This is a genomic window from Bacillus sp. FSL M8-0266, from assembly GCF_038613425.1.
GTDB lineage: Bacteria > Bacillota > Bacilli > Bacillales > Bacillaceae > Bacillus > Bacillus pumilus.
The window spans coordinates 3,203,879-3,219,831 of the sequence record NZ_CP152015.1 but is presented as its reverse complement, the minus strand read 5'-3'; the positions used below and the strand labels follow the sequence as shown (position 1 = coordinate 3,219,831).

Here is a 15,953-nt window from a genome sequence, read left to right as displayed (position 1 = left end):
TTGTCTATATGAACGAAGCGATTCAGCCAATTGATCCGATTGCTTTTCAGCTCGGACCTCTTTCGGTTCATTGGTATGGTGTGATCATTGGGGTCGGAGCTTTACTAGGACTCTGGCTCGCACTGAGAGAATGTGAGAAAAGAGGAATCAATAAAGATACGTTTATTGATTTAATCTTATTTGCCATTCCAATAGCGATTATTTGTGCACGAATTTATTATGTATCCTTCGAATGGGATTACTATCAGCAGCACCCAAATGAAATCATTAAGATTTGGCATGGCGGAATTGCCATTCATGGCGGGCTGATAGGTGCTGTGCTGACAGCGATCGTATTTGCAAAAGTGAAAAAGGTGTCCTTCTGGAAAATAGCCGATGTAGCAGCACCTAGTATTTTACTAGCGCAGGCCATTGGACGCTGGGGGAACTTTATTAATCAGGAAGCGCATGGTGAGGCTGTTTCAAGAGCCTTTTTAGAGAATTTGCATTTGCCTGAGTTTATCATTAATCAAATGTATATTGATGGGACGTATTATCACCCAACGTTCTTATACGAATCATTATGGAATCTTGCCGGTGTTGTGATCTTGATTTTATTACGTAGAACATCGATGCGCAGAGGCGAAATCTTCTTGTCTTATTTAATTTGGTATTCAATCGGTCGTTTCTTTATAGAAGGTATGAGAACGGACAGTTTGATGCTGACAGAACATCTTCGAATCGCTCAAATGATTTCGATTGCCATTTTTGTAGTGGCTGTTCTGCTGATGATCTTTAGAAGAATAAAAGGTTACGCATCGATTCCGTATAAAGAGAACAACTCATCGAATTAAAGCAGGGGGGATCAGAAGAGATGGGGGAGACATGGAAAAACGGCTTAAAAGCAGGGCTATCGACAACTTGGACACTTGGAAAAGTCATCTTTCCAGTTACCATTCTCGTCAGTATCTTGCAGCATACGCCTATTATGGATTGGATCATTCGATTCATACGGCCATTTATGGGGTTGTTTGGTCTTTCAGGAGAAGCGGCCATTCCACTTGTATTAGGAAATGTGCTGAATTTGTATGCGGGCATAGCTGCCATTTTGACACTAGATCTTCCTGTGAAGGAAGTGTTTATTTTGGCCGTGATGCTGTCCTTTTGCCATAACCTGATCATCGAATCGACTGTGGCAGCAAAGGTTGGACTGAGAGTGTCTGTCATTTTGCTTGTCAGAATCAGTCTTGCTGTTATTTCGGCTATTGTCATTCATCTCGTTTGGCAGGGAGGCCAGGAGCCGGCACAATATGGACTGCTGACAGCAGCTCAGACGGCTGATGTGCCTTCCAGCTGGTACATGATCGTCCTTCTCGCTTTACAAAAAGCCGTACTCGGTGTGCTCCAGCTCGCCTGTATCGTCATCCCTCTCATGATCATCATTCAATTCATGAGAGATTTAGGATGGCTCCATACGCTGTCTAAGTGGCTGTCTCCATTTACGAGAATGCTTGGAATGAAAGAAAATACGTCGATGACGATGGTCGCTGGGTTAACCATTGGTCTGGCATACGGAGCTGGCGTGATGATGAAGGCAGTGGAAGAGGACGGCGTGAGTAAAAAAGATTTAACCCTTGCTTTCATTTTCCTTGTTGCCTGCCATGCAGTGGTCGAAGACACGCTGATATTTATTCCACTTGGGATTCCTGTGTGGCCGCTTCTTGTCATCCGCCTGATATCTGCTATTTTATTAACAGCTGCCATTAGCTATATTTGGCGAAAGCGTGAGCTCGCAGCTGTTAGAAAGGAAGCCATATGAACGAATCAACTATTAACACCGTGCTGTTTGATTTAGATGGCACATTAATCAATACGAATGAATTAATTATTGCTTCATTTCAACATACGCTTGATCATTATTACCCTGGTCAGTACAGCCGTGAAGAGATCCTCCATTTCATTGGTCCGTCATTATTTGATACATTCTCTGCGATGGACCCTGATCTAACGAATGACATGATTCAGATGTACCGTACGTTTAATCATGAACAGCATGATCTGCTCGTGACTGAATATGAGACTGTTATAGATACATTGAAAGTCTTGCAGGATCGAGGATTTAAGCTTGGAATTGTCACAACAAAGATACGTGACACAGTGTTAATGGGATTGAAGCTGACCGGTTTAGAGCCATTCTTTGAGGTGATTGTGACGCTCGATGATGTCCAAAATGAAAAGCCGCATCCGGAGCCTGTCCAGCTGGCATTATCCAAGCTTGGCAGTGATCCACATGAAGCGGTGATGGTTGGCGATAATTATCACGATATTTTGTCTGGTCAAGCGGCAGGGACAAAAACAGCAGGTGTTGCTTGGTCGATTAAGGGAGAAGAGGCCCTTTTAAAGCATCGCCCTGATTTTATGCTAAAGAAAATGAGTGATCTCCTGGCGATTGTTGGAGCTGATTGAGTTGAGAAAAACAGATCGTTATCCTGTAAAAGGGGTCAATTCGTTACGACAAGTCTATCGGACGGTCCCTTTTTTCAAAGTGGTGAAAAACTTTATTTTCATTCAAATCGCACGGTACACGCCTTTTATGGGAATGAAAAATTGGATATACCGAACCTTTCTTCGTATGAAGGTCGGCGAAGATACAGCGTTTGCCTTAATGGTCATGGTGGATCTCATGTTTCCTGAGAAAATCACGGTCGGTCGAAATTCGGTGATTGGCTATAACACAACCATTTTGACCCATGAGTATTTGATTAAAGAATACAGACTTGGTGAAGTCTATATTGGGGATGAAGTCTTAATTGGAGCCAATTCCACCATTTTACCTGGTGTGACCATTGGGGATGGGGCGATCGTGTCGGCTGGTACACTTGTTCATAAGGATGTTCCAGCAGGCTCATTTGTTGGAGGTAATCCAATGCGCATGATTTATACGAAAGAAGAAATGAAAGCACGTCAATCTACGTCTGCTGAGTAGCTCGGCAGACTTTTTTGTTGACAATATGTTATGGTGTAACTATAATGATTACAACAGAGGTGAGAAAACATGAAAATCAGCAGCAGATTTACTGTCGCTGTCCATATTCTGGCCTTGCTATCACTTGAAAAAGGATCATTACAGACATCGGAGGATATCGCGGGAAGTGTGAATACAAACCCAGTGGTCATCCGCCGTATTATGAGTAAATTAAAAAAAGCAGGCCTAATCTCAACGAGTCTTGGCAAAGGCGGTTCTCAGCTGAACCGCAGTGAAGACGATATCACGCTGCTTAATGTGTATAAAGCGGTTGAAGTGGTGGATGAGGGAGAATTGTTTCAAATCCATGAAAGCCCAAATCCTGACTGTCCGATCGGTGCAAATATCCAGGCTGTGCTTGAGTTAATCTTGTGCCGCGCTCAAAGTGCGATGGAGCAAGTGCTTGCTGAGATCAAATTAAGTGAACTAACGCAGGTGTTAATCAAAAAAATTGGATGATCTATTCAATTTTTTTTACCTCTGTTGTAACTGAATTGGTTACATCTTTGTTTATCAAATAAAATCATTTTACAGGAGGAATTCATATGAAAATCGGTATTATTGGCGCTACAGGTAAAGCAGGACAGGAAATTGTAAAAGAGGCTCAATCAAGAGGACATGAGGTAACAGCCATCGTTCGAGATGCGAAAAAAGTGACAGATTCATCCGTAGCTGTTATTGAGAAGGATGTGTTTCATTTACAAGCAGAAGACATCAAAGGCTTTGATGTTATCGTCAATGCATTTGGCGCACCTGCTGGACAAGAGCACCTTCACGTAGAGGCAGGGAAAAAGCTGATTGATATTTTGAAAGAGGTATCCGATACGCGTTTAATCGTTGTGGGCGGAGCGGGCAGTCTTTTTGTTGATGAAGCCAAAACAACAAGACTTGTTGATACACCAGAATTTCCAAAGGAGTATGTGCCTACTGCTTCACAGCAAGGTGAAAACCTAAAAGACCTTCAACAAACCGAAGGATTCAAATGGACTTTCCTCAGCCCTGCTGCATTCTTTGATCCAGCTGGCAAACGCACAGGTTCTTATGTGAAAGGGAAAGACCAACTGATTGTCAATTCTAAAGGTGACAGCTATGTGAGCTATGCCGACTACGCCATTGCGCTTGTCGATGAAATTGAGCAGGCTGCCCATGTTGGAGAACGTTTTACCGTTGTATCTGAAGCAGAATAAGTGATTCGTTGCCGCTAAAAACGATGAGTGAGGAGTTTAACGTATGAATGATCAAGAATTGTCTCTCATTTATGTATGGGATGCGTATTGTGGCTGGTGTTATGGGTTTTCCAACAGTATCCGTACTTTGCATGAGAACCATCCTGAAATGTCACTGACGCTCGTATCTGGCGGCTTATTTGTAGGAGAAAGAAGTCTTCCAATAAAGGAATATCCACATATATCAGAAGCAAATCAACGGATCAGTCAGCTAACTGGCGTTGAGTTTGGTGAACGTTATCAGAAGCTGCTAGCAAACGGGACATTTCTCTTAGACTCTGAGGCTGCAGCCATTGGGTTTTCAGCATTAAGATCCGTTGCTCCAGATCGTGCATTGTACTTGGCAGCATCGATGCAAAAGGCTTTTTATCAAGACGGAAAAAGCCTGAGCGATGATGAAACGTATCAGGAGATTGCTCTGGCACATTATCTTGATCCTAATGCCGTCATTGAACGAATGAAAACAAAAGAAGTCTTCAATGATGCGTATGCCGACTTTGCGAAGGTTCATCAACTTCAAGTGAATGGATACCCTACCCTTTTATTAAAAAAAGGGGATGAATACTTCAGTGTAGGCGGAGGAGCGATGACAGCTGAAAAGCTTGAGGAGCGCCTGAAGGAAATCATAGAAGCATCATCATGAAAAAAACCATCCTCTATTCGGATAGAGGATGGTTTTTCATGTTTTCAAAGAGAAATTGTTCTAGGCTTTAATGATAATCGCCTGCCTGCCCATCTGTTCCCAAGAATCTTCAAACTGATCGCGATCGACTTTTTGATTCTTTTCTCCGTATGGGTTATTTAAGTAGACATGCTCCTTGTCATAGCCTGTGATGACCACGCTATGCATATTAAAGCTTACATCTATTTTGCCATTTGGTGTATTCCATGTTTCCATGTTATCTATTTTGTCAAAGGTGGATGTGGTAATCACCCAAACAGGATACCCTTTTTCAAGTGATTGATAGATGGCCTTTTTGACAGGTTTTCCGCTTAAGTCGACGACTTGAGCGCCCGCATATTTTTTCGCAAGCTGATAAATAGGTTCATGGTATACACCAAGACCTGGTCCATTCTCCATATCGCCTACAAAACCGTCATGTGGGTCTCCTTTTAAGCCATTTTCATAATTGAGTGGAACACGTTTAATTTCATTTGCCAATGTGTCTTTCGTCACTTGCTCGTAGCCGCTGTAATGAAGAAGCATCGCTAAGCTTGTGACTTCGCATCCATTATAAAGCTTTGGGGCATCCATTTGATTGTAGAGGATGACGTCCATGGCTTTTTTGCTTCCTTTTAAGGAAGAATAGGTGGTATCTGTTTTTTTCGTTGATCGTGTTTCTTCATCTGCGAGTGCCGTATCGTTTTCTTTTTCTTTGGCTGCTTCGTGTGGCGAAGCTGTCTTCTTGACTTGGTCGATTTGTGTCACGTATATAAAGCCGAAATAAACAAGGCATGCGCACAACAAAGTTAAGATTAATGTCTGGATGAACTTCACTGTAATCTCCTGTGTTATTCAATATTTTTATGTATTATAGCACGTTCTTTCACCCAACATGCAGAAAAGAGACAGGTGTCACTTGAATGTAATAATTCCACAAATTTTTCATGAAAATAGAGAGAAAATAAAAATGATTGATTTAATTACTTTATTTTGTTAGCATATTATCATATTAGCGAACTAAAGGATTCGGAATTTTTTGTTTTAATGTGTTGGAGGTGCAGAAGAACATGTTTATGTTTGAGAAACCATATGGTATGCGGGATTCATTACCAGGATTGTATGAGACGAAGAAAAAAGTGAGACATTCCTTAACAGAGGTCATGAATGGTTGGGGTTACCGGTTGATGGAAACACCAACGCTTGAATTTTACGATACAGTCGGTGTTCAATCGGCGATTACAGATACACAGCTCTTTAAGCTGTTAGATCAGAACGGGCAAACCCTTGTACTCAGACCTGATATGACGGGACCTATTGCTAGAGTGGCAGCATCAAAGCTTCATGAACAGGCGTATCCACTTCGCGTTGGGTATGCGGCCAATGTGTTCCGGGCACAGGAAAGAGAAGGCGGAAGGCCATCAGAATTTGAGCAGGTCGGAATTGAGTTAATTGGAGACGGATCGATTAGTGCAGATGCTGAAGTGATCGCGCTTGTCGTATTCGCATTAAAAAATGCTGGGCTCAAGTCCTTCAAAATCGCGATTGGGCATGTCGCTTTAGCAGAGACGTTATTTGTAGATGTACTGGGAAATACAGAGCGTGCAAACGTTCTTCGCCGATTCTTATATGAAAAGAATTATGTAGGATACCGTCAGCATGTGAAGCAATTGCCACTCTCCTCCATCGATAAAACGAGGCTGTTACAGCTTTTAGAGTTAAGAGGCGGCCAGGAAGTCACAGAGCGGGCAGAGGACATCGTCGTTTCACAAGAAGGAAAAGAGGTGCTTACGCAGTTAAAGTCGCTTTGGGAGACACTTGAAGATTACGGCTGTACAGAATATATCCGTCTAGATTTAAGCATGGTGAGTCATATGAGCTACTACACGGGTATTTTGTTTGAAGTATTTGCAGATCATGTTGGGTCAGTCATCGGAAGTGGCGGCAGATATGACCACTTGCTTGCTCATTTTGATGCACCTGCACCAGCTACAGGATTCGGACTTCGATTAGATCGTCTGCTTGAAGCGCTTGATGCAAAAGAAATCAATGAACCGCAGGAGGCAGTGATTTTTAGTAAAGAACAAAGACTGGAAGCTTTTGCTTTTGCAGAAAAGGAGCGGTCAAAAGGGAAAAAGATCGTGCTGCAAGACTTAGCAGGGATTGAAAATATTGACGCGATGACCAAGGCATTTGAGCAGGTGACTTATTTTATCGGCGCTAGAAAGGGAGAGCAAAATGGGTAAAGTGTTGACGATGGCGATGCCAAAGGGCCGAATATTTGAAGAAGCCGCAGGGCTGTTAAGGCAGGCAGGATATCAACTGCCAGAGGAATTCGAGGATTCAAGAAAGTTAATCATCGATGTACCGGAAGAAAACCTCCGCTTTATTTTAGCGAAGCCAATGGATGTGACGACTTATGTAGAGCACGGTGTAGCAGATGTTGGCATTGCAGGAAAGGATGTCATGCTCGAAGAAGCTCGTGATGTGTACGAGGTGCTTGATTTAAACATCAGTAAATGCCATTTAGCGGTTGCCGGATTGCCGGGAGCCAGCTGGGGCGGTGTCGCACCGCGTGTGGCAACAAAGTACCCAAATGTCGCATCTTCCTATTTTAGAGAACAAGGGGAGCAAGTAGAGATCATTAAGCTGAATGGTTCCATTGAATTAGCACCGCTCATCGGACTCGCCGATCGTATTGTAGACATTGTCTCTACAGGTCAAACACTCAAGGAAAACGGACTTGTTGAAACGGAGCATATTTGTGATATTACATCACGGTTTATTGTCAATCCTGTGAGCTATCGGATGAAGGATGTAGTGATCGATGAAATGGCGCAGCGCCTTGCAAGAATCATTGAAGGGGAGGAAACATCATGAACATCACCTACATACAAGAAGGTGAGACAGAGACACTCTCGCTCAAACGGACTTTAGATACAGGCACGGAAGAGCAGCGCCTGGCTGTTCAGCGGATTATACAAGAAGTGAGGCTAAATGGTGATCAAGCGGTACAGTCTTTTACAAAGCAATTTGATGGGGTGCTGCTTGAAGATCCGCTTGTCAAAGACGAGGAAATGACAAAAGCCTCCGAACGTTTGGACCCAGCCATGATTCAAGTGATTCAAACGGCTATCCGTCATATTCGCACATACCATGAGCGTCAGCTGACATCCTCTTGGTTTTATCACCAGCAGGATGGCTCGATGCTCGGACAAAAGGTGACACCACTTGATGCAGTTGGTGTGTATGTCCCCGGCGGAACAGCTGCTTACCCATCATCTGTTTTAATGAATGTGATTCCGGCGCTTGTCGCTGGTGTTAAGCGAATTGTCCTTGTGACACCCCCAGGGAAAGACGGCTACCTCTCTGACGCTGTACTCGTTGCTGCGAAGGAGCTCGGTATTACAGAGATGTATAAAATGGGCGGTGCACAGGCGATTGCGGCACTTGCCTATGGAACAGAAAGCATCCAGCCTGTTGATAAAATCACAGGTCCAGGCAACATCTATGTCGCACTGGCAAAGCGGGAAGTATTTGGTCAGGTAGACATTGATATGATTGCCGGTCCAAGTGAAATTGCGGTTCTAGCAGACGACACGGCCATAGCACATGAGGTGGCGGCCGATTTACTTTCTCAGGCAGAGCATGATGCGCTGGCATCTAGTATTTTGGTGACCCCGTCTAAGACACTTGCTGAAAATGTGCGAGCTGAGGTGCAAGCGCAACTGGACACCTTGCCAAGAAAATCAATCGCTGCACAATCCATACAACATCATGGCCGTATATACGTGACAGATTCCATGGATCGTGCAGTAGACGTCGTCAATCAGTTAGCGCCAGAGCATTTAGAGGTGCTGACAGCATTTCCAGAATCATTTCTTGGTCAAATCAAGCATGCAGGGGCGATTTTTTTAGGGCGTTATAGCCCTGAGCCGGTGGGAGATTATTTTGCAGGACCGAATCACGTGCTGCCAACCAACGGAACAGCTAGATTTTCTAGCCCGCTTGGTGTGACCGATTTTCAAAAGAAAACGAGCATTATTTCATATAGTCAAGAAGCCTTTGAGACACACAGGAATAGCATTGCGGCTTTTGCCAGGTTAGAAGGGCTCGAAGCACATGCAAGGTCGATTGAATCGAGAAAGCGGGGGGAATCGTCATGAGACAGGCGGAAACAGCGAGACAAACAAATGAAACGAATATTTCATTATCGTTAGAGATTGATGGGGAAGGAAAAGCGGATATTCAAACAGATGTCCCTTTTATGACACACATGCTCGATCTATTTACGAAGCATGGACACTTTAATTTGACCGTTGATGCGAAAGGAGATACAGATGTTGATGATCACCACACAACAGAAGATATCGGCATCGTGCTTGGGCAAATGTTTAAGGAAGCGTTAGGTGATAAAAAGGGGATTAAGCGGTACGGGTCCAGCTTTGTTCCAATGGATGAAACGCTTGCCCAGGTCGTGGTCGACTTAAGTAATCGTCCTCATTTGGAAATGAGAGCGGCCTTTCCAAGTCAAAAGGTCGGTACCTTTGATACAGAGCTCGTACATGAGTTTCTTTGGAAGTTTGCGTTAGAAGCTCGTATAAACCTTCATGTAATTGTTCACTATGGAAGCAATACGCACCATATAATTGAAGCTATTTTTAAAGCGATGGCACGTGCTTTGGATGAAGCAACAACCATTGATCCACGTGTGAAAGGGATTCCTTCGACAAAGGGGATGCTCTAATGATCGGAGTCATTGATTACGGAATGGGAAATTTGTTCAGCGTATCAAAAGCACTGGAACGAGCAGGTGCCCGTTATATTGTCTCCGCTGATGTGGAGGAGCTCAAAAAGGCAGATGCTTATATTTTGCCTGGGGTCGGTTCGTTTCGTGATGCGATGCAGCTGTTAAAACAGACAGGGCTTGAGGCGTTTATCCACCAAGTAGTGCAGGAAGGAAAGCTGCTATTTGGCATTTGTCTTGGGATGCAGCTGTTATTTGAAGAAAGCGAAGAGGCAGGGCGTACGAAAGGTTTGGGGCTGCTAAAAGGGCGTGTCGTTCTTTTAAAGGATCGTGACCATGATGGGCAAAGGCTGAAGGTGCCTCATATGGGGTGGAATGAGCTCACATTTCATCAGCCCTCCCCATTGTTTGACGGGGTATCCGAAGGATTTGCGTACTTTGTTCACTCTTATTATGTGAGGGATATGAATCCAGAAGAGCAATTAGCAAGCGCAGACTATGGCGTTCAAGTACCAGCAGTTGTCGGCAAGGGAAATGTGCTAGGCGCACAGTTTCACCCTGAAAAAAGCAGTACAACGGGCATGGCGCTGCTCAAACAATTTATTCAATTAGCAAACGAACAGAGGGTGAACAAATGAGTGAATTTACATTGTATCCAGCAATTGATATGAGAAATGGCAAATGTGTACGGCTCGTGCAAGGAGATTATGATCAAGAAACCATTTATGGAGATTCGCCGCTCGATATGGCGACGCGATTTGCAAATGAAGGAGCAAAGTGGATTCATCTCGTTGACCTAGATGGTGCGAAAGCGGGGAATCGCGTGAATCATGAGCATGTGCTGGCGATTGCTTCATCCTTAGATGTAAATGTACAAATTGGCGGCGGCATTCGGACAGAAGAAGACGTTGCCTTTTATATAAACAATGGTGTAGCTAGAGTCATCCTTGGCAGCTCGGCTGTTTCTAACCCTGCCTTTGTGAAAAAAATGCTTGCGCAATATGGGGAGAAAATAGCGATTGGCATCGATGCGCGAAATGGCTTTGTATCGACTGAGGGGTGGCTTGAAACGTCGAAAGTGAAGGCGGAGGATCTCTGTAAAGAATTTACAAAGGAAGGCGCGGAGGTCTTTATTTTCACAGATATTCAAATGGACGGCATGCTGGCTGGTCCCAATGTGGAAAGTACAGTTCGCTTAGCAGAAGCTACTGGCAAACAAGTTATTGCCTCAGGCGGTATCAGTTCGGTAGCCGATCTCCAAAAGCTGTCAGCACAAAAACAGTCAGGCGTTTCTGGTGCGATCATTGGAAAGGCACTTTATACGGAGCGGTTTACTTTAGCTGAAGCAATTGAAGGGCTTGACCGCGTATGATGACAAAACGAATCATCCCATGTCTCGATGTGAAGGAAGGTCGTGTGGTCAAAGGGGTGCAATTCCTCGGCTTAAAGGATGCTGGTGATCCGGTAGAATTAGCGCAGATATATGATGAGGAAGGGGCGGATGAACTCGTCTTTCTTGATATTTCTGCCTCTCATGAAGGCCGGAAAACGATGGTAGATGTGGTCAAACAAGTGGCGTCCACTCTTGCCATCCCTTTTACGGTAGGCGGGGGAATTAACCACCTTGAAGACATGAAGCGCATATTAAGAGCGGGTGCAGACAAAGTATCTGTGAATACAGCGGCAGTTTTAAGACCAGAACTCATTTCAGAAGGTGCCGATTTTTTTGGTTCCCAGTGCATCGTCGTCGCAATAGATGCAAAGTACGATGAAGAGAAAAAAGCGTACATGGTTTATACACACGGAGGGCGCCGTCAAACGGATATAGAGGTTAGCGATTGGGCAAAAGAAGCCGTGCTGAGGGGGGCAGGAGAGATATTGCTGACAAGTATGGATGCCGACGGTGAGAAAAAGGGCTTTGATCATCGATTAACAAAGCTTGTGTCAGAAGCTGTCACCGTACCTGTCATTGCCTCGGGAGGTGCTGGCAATGCTCAGCATATGCTGGAGGCATTTACAAAAGGAGAAGCGGATGCAGCTTTAGCAGCTTCCATTTTTCATTATAAAGAGACTTCAATTCAAGAGGTAAAGACATACTTGAGAGAACACGGGGTGAAGGTCAGATGAAACAGGCAAACGAATTATCCTTTCATGAGGCAGGCCTGATACCTGCGATTGTACAGGATGCTCAAAGCAAGGAAGTATTGACATTGGCGTATATGAATCAAGAATCCTATGAAAAAACACTAGAGACAGGGGAAACATGGTTTTACAGCCGATCAAGAAACGAGCTTTGGCACAAAGGCGCCACATCTGGACATACTCAGCGAGTCACATCCATTCGATATGACTGTGACAAGGATGCTCTGCTTATTCTTGTCTCACCAAGTGGACCAGCGTGCCACACTGGCAGCTATAGCTGCTTTTCGGAAGAAGGCGTGAAGCGTCAAACGGAAGAGCAGGATCGTTTTGCAATTTTAAATGAACTTGAACAGGTGATTGCGAAACGTCAGGCAGAAATGCCAGAAGGCGCTTATACAACCTATCTATTTGAAAAAGGGGTCGATAAAATCCTGAAAAAGGTAGGGGAAGAAGCGTCAGAGGTCATCATTGCCGCAAAAAACCGGGATCAAGAAGAATTGAAATGGGAAACAGCCGATCTTCTGTATCACCTGCTTGTGTTATTACGTGAACAGCAATTGCCGCTTGATGATGTATTAAAAGTATTAAAAAAACGTCATCAAGGCGAGTAAAAAGCCGGGGGCACCTCTGGCTTTTTACTTTTGAGTGAAAAACAAATCCTTCCTTTTCTTTTGTTCTATGTGACGACTCTTGAAGTATGTTATACTACACACGGTACACTGTTCGAAATGGAGGGTATCAGTGAGTAAATACACTTCTCAAAATAATCACACACAAGTCGTCCAGCTATTCCAAGATGGGCATTACTTTTTTCATAAAGGTCTAAAAGCTTATAGAGAAAGAAATCTATCTAAAGCGAGTAAGCTCATACAGCGGGCTATCGTACTTGAGCCTGAAAATGTAGAAATGCTGTCACAGCTTGCTATTATTTATACTGAAATGGGTCATTTCCAACAATCAAATGAACTGCTTGATTTCATCCTTGAACATATTGATGAAAATATGTCTGAGTGTCACTATTTTAAAGCCAATAATTATGCGAATCTAGGACTCTTTCAAGAGGCATATAAGTCAGCGACTGCCTATGCTTCATTAGAAGAGAACGGGGAATTTGCAGATGAAAATGATGACCTTCTCGACTTGCTCGATATGAGTGACGAAGAGGACGAAGATTTTCCTTACGATCAGGATGACCTGATTGTGAAGCAGGATCAAGCAAATCACTTGCTGGAAAGCGGCAGGCTTGATGAAGCCATTGAGATGCTGGAACAGATGATTGTTGAGTATCCAGAATTTTGGTCAGCGTACAATAATCTCGCATTGGCCTATTTTTATTCTGGTCGAATCCATCAGGCGAAAGAAATGCTGAACCGGGTTTTAGATGAAAATCCGGGTAATCTGCATGCCCTTTGCAACCAGCTTGTCTTCTATCATTATGAAAAAGAAGAAGAAAAGGTCAATACGTTAGCAAAGCAATTAACGCACGTGTATCCAATATTAAGTGAACAGCGTTATAAGCTTGGCGCAACATTTGCCCTAGTTGGAGAATTTGAATGGGCCTTTAAATGGCTTTATTCTTTGTACAAAACAGGCTTTCAGGGAGATAGTACATTTTTATACTGGCTCGCAAGCGCAGCTTATTATACAGGTCACAAAACGCTTGCACAGACGGTTTGGGATAAGATGGTCGAAGAAGATATCGATGCAGATGAAATCAAGCCGTGGCAGGATAAACCTGAGGAGACTGAGCCAATGGTCTCCATTGAGGAGCGGCTGACGGCGTACTATGTAAGCAAACAAAAAGGGGAACGTGACGTTCTTCAATCTGTCCTTGATGCACGCGCAGCGAAAACCGCTTTTGAACAGCAATTCATTGAACTGCTCTTATACGAAGATGAAATGGAAGAACGGTCTTTTTCAGAAGATGCGGTTTTTGCAAAACAGGCGGCATCCAGCTTGGAAGAAGCTGTTCAGCCTGACAGCCATATGCCTTATTTTTGGTTATTCCATATTATTCAGCAGGCACGTGCTTCTGGCGTAGATAAGAAAAATGCGCCTGCATGGGCAGCAGCATCTTATTATTTATGGATGCAGGAGCAAGAAGAATCTATTAGCAAAAAAGAGATTGCAGCCTCTTTTCAAATCAGTGTTCAAACACTGTCTAAATATGAACAAGTCATTTGTACATTAATTGATTGAATAGGTAAATAGTTTTAGAAGATTGCAGCATGGCCGAAAAGGTCATGCTTTTTTCTTGGATAAAAAGGTGGGATTTGCAAGGATTTGGCGAAGTATGACAATCACGACATGTTTTTGAAACATAAATGTAATAAAAATATTAGCTCATTTTGTCGATGTCTCATGTATAATGAAAATCGTGGATTAAAACAAAGACATATATTTAGATATTTTACTATACATAATGAAACACCTAGTGATAGAAACAATCTGGTCAACATCTGACTGATCAATCAGGAAGAAAGACATAGATAGCACAGATTGGTCGCAGAGAATTTGCTGCTTTCTCATGTCGCTTGGAAATTGTCAAAGGAGGAACTATTCGTGAAAAAGTTTATTACTTTCGGTTTAGCTTCGGTCATCGGAGCGAGCAGTTTATTTATCCCATTTACTCATGAAGCAAACGCACAGAACTTTGAACAAAAGAAACAAGAGCTGGACAGCAAGCAATCTGAGGTCAACAAAAACCTTCAAAAGAAAAAAGATGAGCTTTCAAAGCTTGAAGCAAAACAAGAGGCACTTGCACTAAAGCTAAAAGAAATTGACGAGAAAGCTTTAAAAACAAGTGATCAAATCGAAGAAAAACAAAAAGAAAATGAACAAACGAAAAAAGAAATCAATGCACTCAAAAAAGACATTGCTGATACTGAAAAACGTATTGAAGATCGAAACAAATTCTTGAAAAAGCGTGTACGTGCGCTTCAAGAAAGCGGCGGTTCTACGAAATACATAGATGTATTACTAGGAGCGAAAAGCTTTAGCGATTTCATCAGCCGTGCAGGTGCAGTATCTACACTCATCAACGCAGACAGCGAAATCATTAAAGAGCAAGAAAAAGACAAAGCTGAGCTTCAAAAGTCTGAAAACGAATTAAACACAAAGCTTGAAGATGTTCAAAAGACACTTACAAAGCTTGAAACACTTCAAACAGACTTGAATAAACAGCTTGATGAAAAAGACAAGCTATTCAAGCAAGTGAAAAAGCAAAAGGGAAGTGCTTCTTCTCAAATCAGCGAGTTAAACAGTGAGGCTAACAGCATTGCATCTGAAAAAGACGCAACAATCGCTGCTCAAAAACAAGCTGAAAAAGAAGCAAGAGAAGCAGCTCAAAAAGCTAAAGAAGAAAAAGTACAAAGACAACAGCAGCGTCAAGCTAGTGTTCAAGCAGAAGACAACAGCTCAACGAACGACAGCAGCCCGTCTTCAAATAACAGTAACAGTGGATCTTCAAATAACAACGATAATAACAACAACAGCAGTTCACCAAGCAAGAAGCCATCTACTGGCGGTGGATCACCTGTCAGCAGTAACGTAGGCGGAATCGAAGGTGCGATCAGCACAGGTTCTACCATTGTTGGACAATCTCCATATAAATGGGCTGGCGGCAGATCTCAAGCTGATATTGACGCACGTCGTTTTGACTGTTCTTCATTCGTTCGCTGGGCATTTGCATCAGCAGGCATCAACCTTGGACCAGTTGGCGGTACAACAACAGATACGCTTGTAGGTAAAGGAAGAGCTGTAAGTGCATCTGACATGAAACGCGGAGACCTTGTGTTCTTTGATACGTATAAAGTAAATGGACACGTTGGTATTTACTTAGGAAATGGTACATTCTTGAACGATAACAGCTCTCGCGGTGTTTCAGTCGACTCTATGAGCAATGTTTACTGGAAAAAAGCATTCAATGGTGTTGTAAGAAGAGTCGTTGAATAAATCATTACTTACTATATAACCGTAAACAGGCTTCCTTAAACAGCAGTTTAAGGAAGCTTTTTCTTTTTTTGAAGATATGAGCAAATGATTCGCTTATTATCCACAGATTTAATAGGATATGGGTAAGGAATAAAACTAAGAGTGGGATGGATGCTTTCTGTCATGAATGGAAGCATCACCCAAGGGCATTCTAATAAGAAATGCTAGCAGTAATTGAAG

At 43.1% G+C, this 15,953-nt stretch carries 18 protein-coding genes; 17 read left to right on the top strand and 1 reads right to left on the bottom strand.

Features of this window, described 5'->3' with window-relative positions:
* Window positions 1-8 precede the first annotated feature (8 nt).
* From lgt to MKY83_RS16660, 7 genes are all read left to right on the top strand, one after another.
* Entirely contained in the window at window positions 9-833 is an 825-nt protein-coding gene (gene lgt / locus MKY83_RS16690; protein WP_106067321.1) for a prolipoprotein diacylglyceryl transferase, read from the top strand.
* Window positions 834-853: 20 nt separating this feature from the next.
* Window positions 854-1,798 carry a nucleoside recognition domain-containing protein gene (locus MKY83_RS16685; RefSeq protein ID WP_106067320.1) on the top strand — a complete coding sequence of 315 codons (945 nt, stop codon included), beginning with the start codon at window positions 854-856 and terminating at the stop codon, window positions 1,796-1,798.
* Window positions 1,795-2,445, top strand: coding sequence for a pyrophosphatase PpaX (gene ppaX, locus MKY83_RS16680; RefSeq protein WP_065097960.1), 651 nt, complete (start codon window positions 1,795-1,797; stop codon window positions 2,443-2,445). The genes MKY83_RS16685 and ppaX overlap by 4 nt, the downstream gene beginning before the upstream one ends.
* A gap of 1 nt (window position 2,446) precedes the next feature.
* The gene (locus MKY83_RS16675; RefSeq protein ID WP_106067319.1) at window positions 2,447-2,965 is read left to right on the top strand and encodes an acyltransferase; all 519 of its coding nucleotides are present in this window, start codon (window positions 2,447-2,449) and stop codon (window positions 2,963-2,965) included.
* A 69-nt stretch (window positions 2,966-3,034) separates the two neighbouring features.
* Entirely contained in the window at window positions 3,035-3,463 is a 429-nt protein-coding gene (locus MKY83_RS16670; RefSeq protein ID WP_106067318.1) for an Rrf2 family transcriptional regulator, read from the top strand.
* Window positions 3,464-3,549: 86 nt separating this feature from the next.
* On the top strand, window positions 3,550-4,191 hold the full coding sequence (locus MKY83_RS16665; RefSeq protein ID WP_342487494.1) for an NAD(P)-dependent oxidoreductase: 642 nt from the start codon (window positions 3,550-3,552) through the stop codon (window positions 4,189-4,191).
* Window positions 4,192-4,234: 43 nt separating this feature from the next.
* A complete protein-coding gene (locus tag MKY83_RS16660; RefSeq protein ID WP_065097963.1) occupies window positions 4,235-4,873 on the top strand; it encodes a DsbA family protein in 639 nt (212 codons plus the stop codon).
* Window positions 4,874-4,933: 60 nt separating this feature from the next.
* Here MKY83_RS16660 and MKY83_RS16655 read toward each other — a convergent pair whose 3' ends face one another.
* Window positions 4,934-5,728 carry a C39 family peptidase gene (locus tag MKY83_RS16655; RefSeq protein WP_342487493.1) on the bottom strand — a complete coding sequence of 265 codons (795 nt, stop codon included), beginning with the start codon at window positions 5,726-5,728 and terminating at the stop codon, window positions 4,934-4,936.
* A 233-nt stretch (window positions 5,729-5,961) separates the two neighbouring features.
* On the opposite strand from MKY83_RS16655, the gene MKY83_RS16650 reads away from it, so the two are divergent.
* The 10 genes from MKY83_RS16650 (at window position 5,962) to MKY83_RS16605 (ending at window position 15,734) form a co-directional block, all read left to right on the top strand.
* On the top strand, window positions 5,962-7,137 hold the full coding sequence (locus MKY83_RS16650) for an ATP phosphoribosyltransferase regulatory subunit (protein ID WP_065097965.1): 1,176 nt from the start codon (window positions 5,962-5,964) through the stop codon (window positions 7,135-7,137).
* On the top strand, window positions 7,130-7,771 hold the full coding sequence (hisG, locus tag MKY83_RS16645) for an ATP phosphoribosyltransferase (protein WP_065097966.1): 642 nt from the start codon (window positions 7,130-7,132) through the stop codon (window positions 7,769-7,771). Before MKY83_RS16650 ends, hisG begins: the two co-directional genes overlap by 8 nt.
* Window positions 7,768-9,057, top strand: a complete 1,290-nt coding sequence (gene hisD, locus MKY83_RS16640; RefSeq protein WP_268453910.1) for a histidinol dehydrogenase — start codon at window positions 7,768-7,770, stop codon at window positions 9,055-9,057. The genes hisG and hisD overlap by 4 nt, the downstream gene beginning before the upstream one ends.
* Window positions 9,054-9,638 carry an imidazoleglycerol-phosphate dehydratase HisB gene (gene hisB, locus MKY83_RS16635; protein ID WP_065097968.1) on the top strand — a complete coding sequence of 195 codons (585 nt, stop codon included), beginning with the start codon at window positions 9,054-9,056 and terminating at the stop codon, window positions 9,636-9,638. Before hisD ends, hisB begins: the two co-directional genes overlap by 4 nt.
* A complete protein-coding gene (hisH, locus tag MKY83_RS16630; RefSeq protein WP_268453909.1) occupies window positions 9,638-10,276 on the top strand; it encodes an imidazole glycerol phosphate synthase subunit HisH in 639 nt (212 codons plus the stop codon). The genes hisB and hisH overlap by 1 nt, the downstream gene beginning before the upstream one ends.
* Window positions 10,273-11,010, top strand: a complete 738-nt coding sequence (gene hisA, locus MKY83_RS16625) for a 1-(5-phosphoribosyl)-5-[(5-phosphoribosylamino)methylideneamino]imidazole-4-carboxamide isomerase (protein ID WP_268453908.1) — start codon at window positions 10,273-10,275, stop codon at window positions 11,008-11,010. Before hisH ends, hisA begins: the two co-directional genes overlap by 4 nt.
* Window positions 11,007-11,765: an imidazole glycerol phosphate synthase subunit HisF gene (hisF, locus tag MKY83_RS16620; protein ID WP_044139386.1), complete on the top strand. Its 759-nt coding sequence runs from the start codon at window positions 11,007-11,009 to the stop codon at window positions 11,763-11,765. The genes hisA and hisF overlap by 4 nt, the downstream gene beginning before the upstream one ends.
* Window positions 11,762-12,391 carry a bifunctional phosphoribosyl-AMP cyclohydrolase/phosphoribosyl-ATP diphosphatase HisIE gene (gene hisIE, locus MKY83_RS16615; protein WP_106066194.1) on the top strand — a complete coding sequence of 210 codons (630 nt, stop codon included), beginning with the start codon at window positions 11,762-11,764 and terminating at the stop codon, window positions 12,389-12,391. Before hisF ends, hisIE begins: the two co-directional genes overlap by 4 nt.
* A gap of 130 nt (window positions 12,392-12,521) precedes the next feature.
* Window positions 12,522-13,979 carry a tetratricopeptide repeat protein gene (locus MKY83_RS16610; protein ID WP_106066195.1) on the top strand — a complete coding sequence of 486 codons (1,458 nt, stop codon included), beginning with the start codon at window positions 12,522-12,524 and terminating at the stop codon, window positions 13,977-13,979.
* A 363-nt stretch (window positions 13,980-14,342) separates the two neighbouring features.
* Window positions 14,343-15,734, top strand: a complete 1,392-nt coding sequence (locus tag MKY83_RS16605; protein WP_065097973.1) for a C40 family peptidase — start codon at window positions 14,343-14,345, stop codon at window positions 15,732-15,734.
* The last annotated feature ends 219 nt before the right edge of the window (window positions 15,735-15,953 follow it).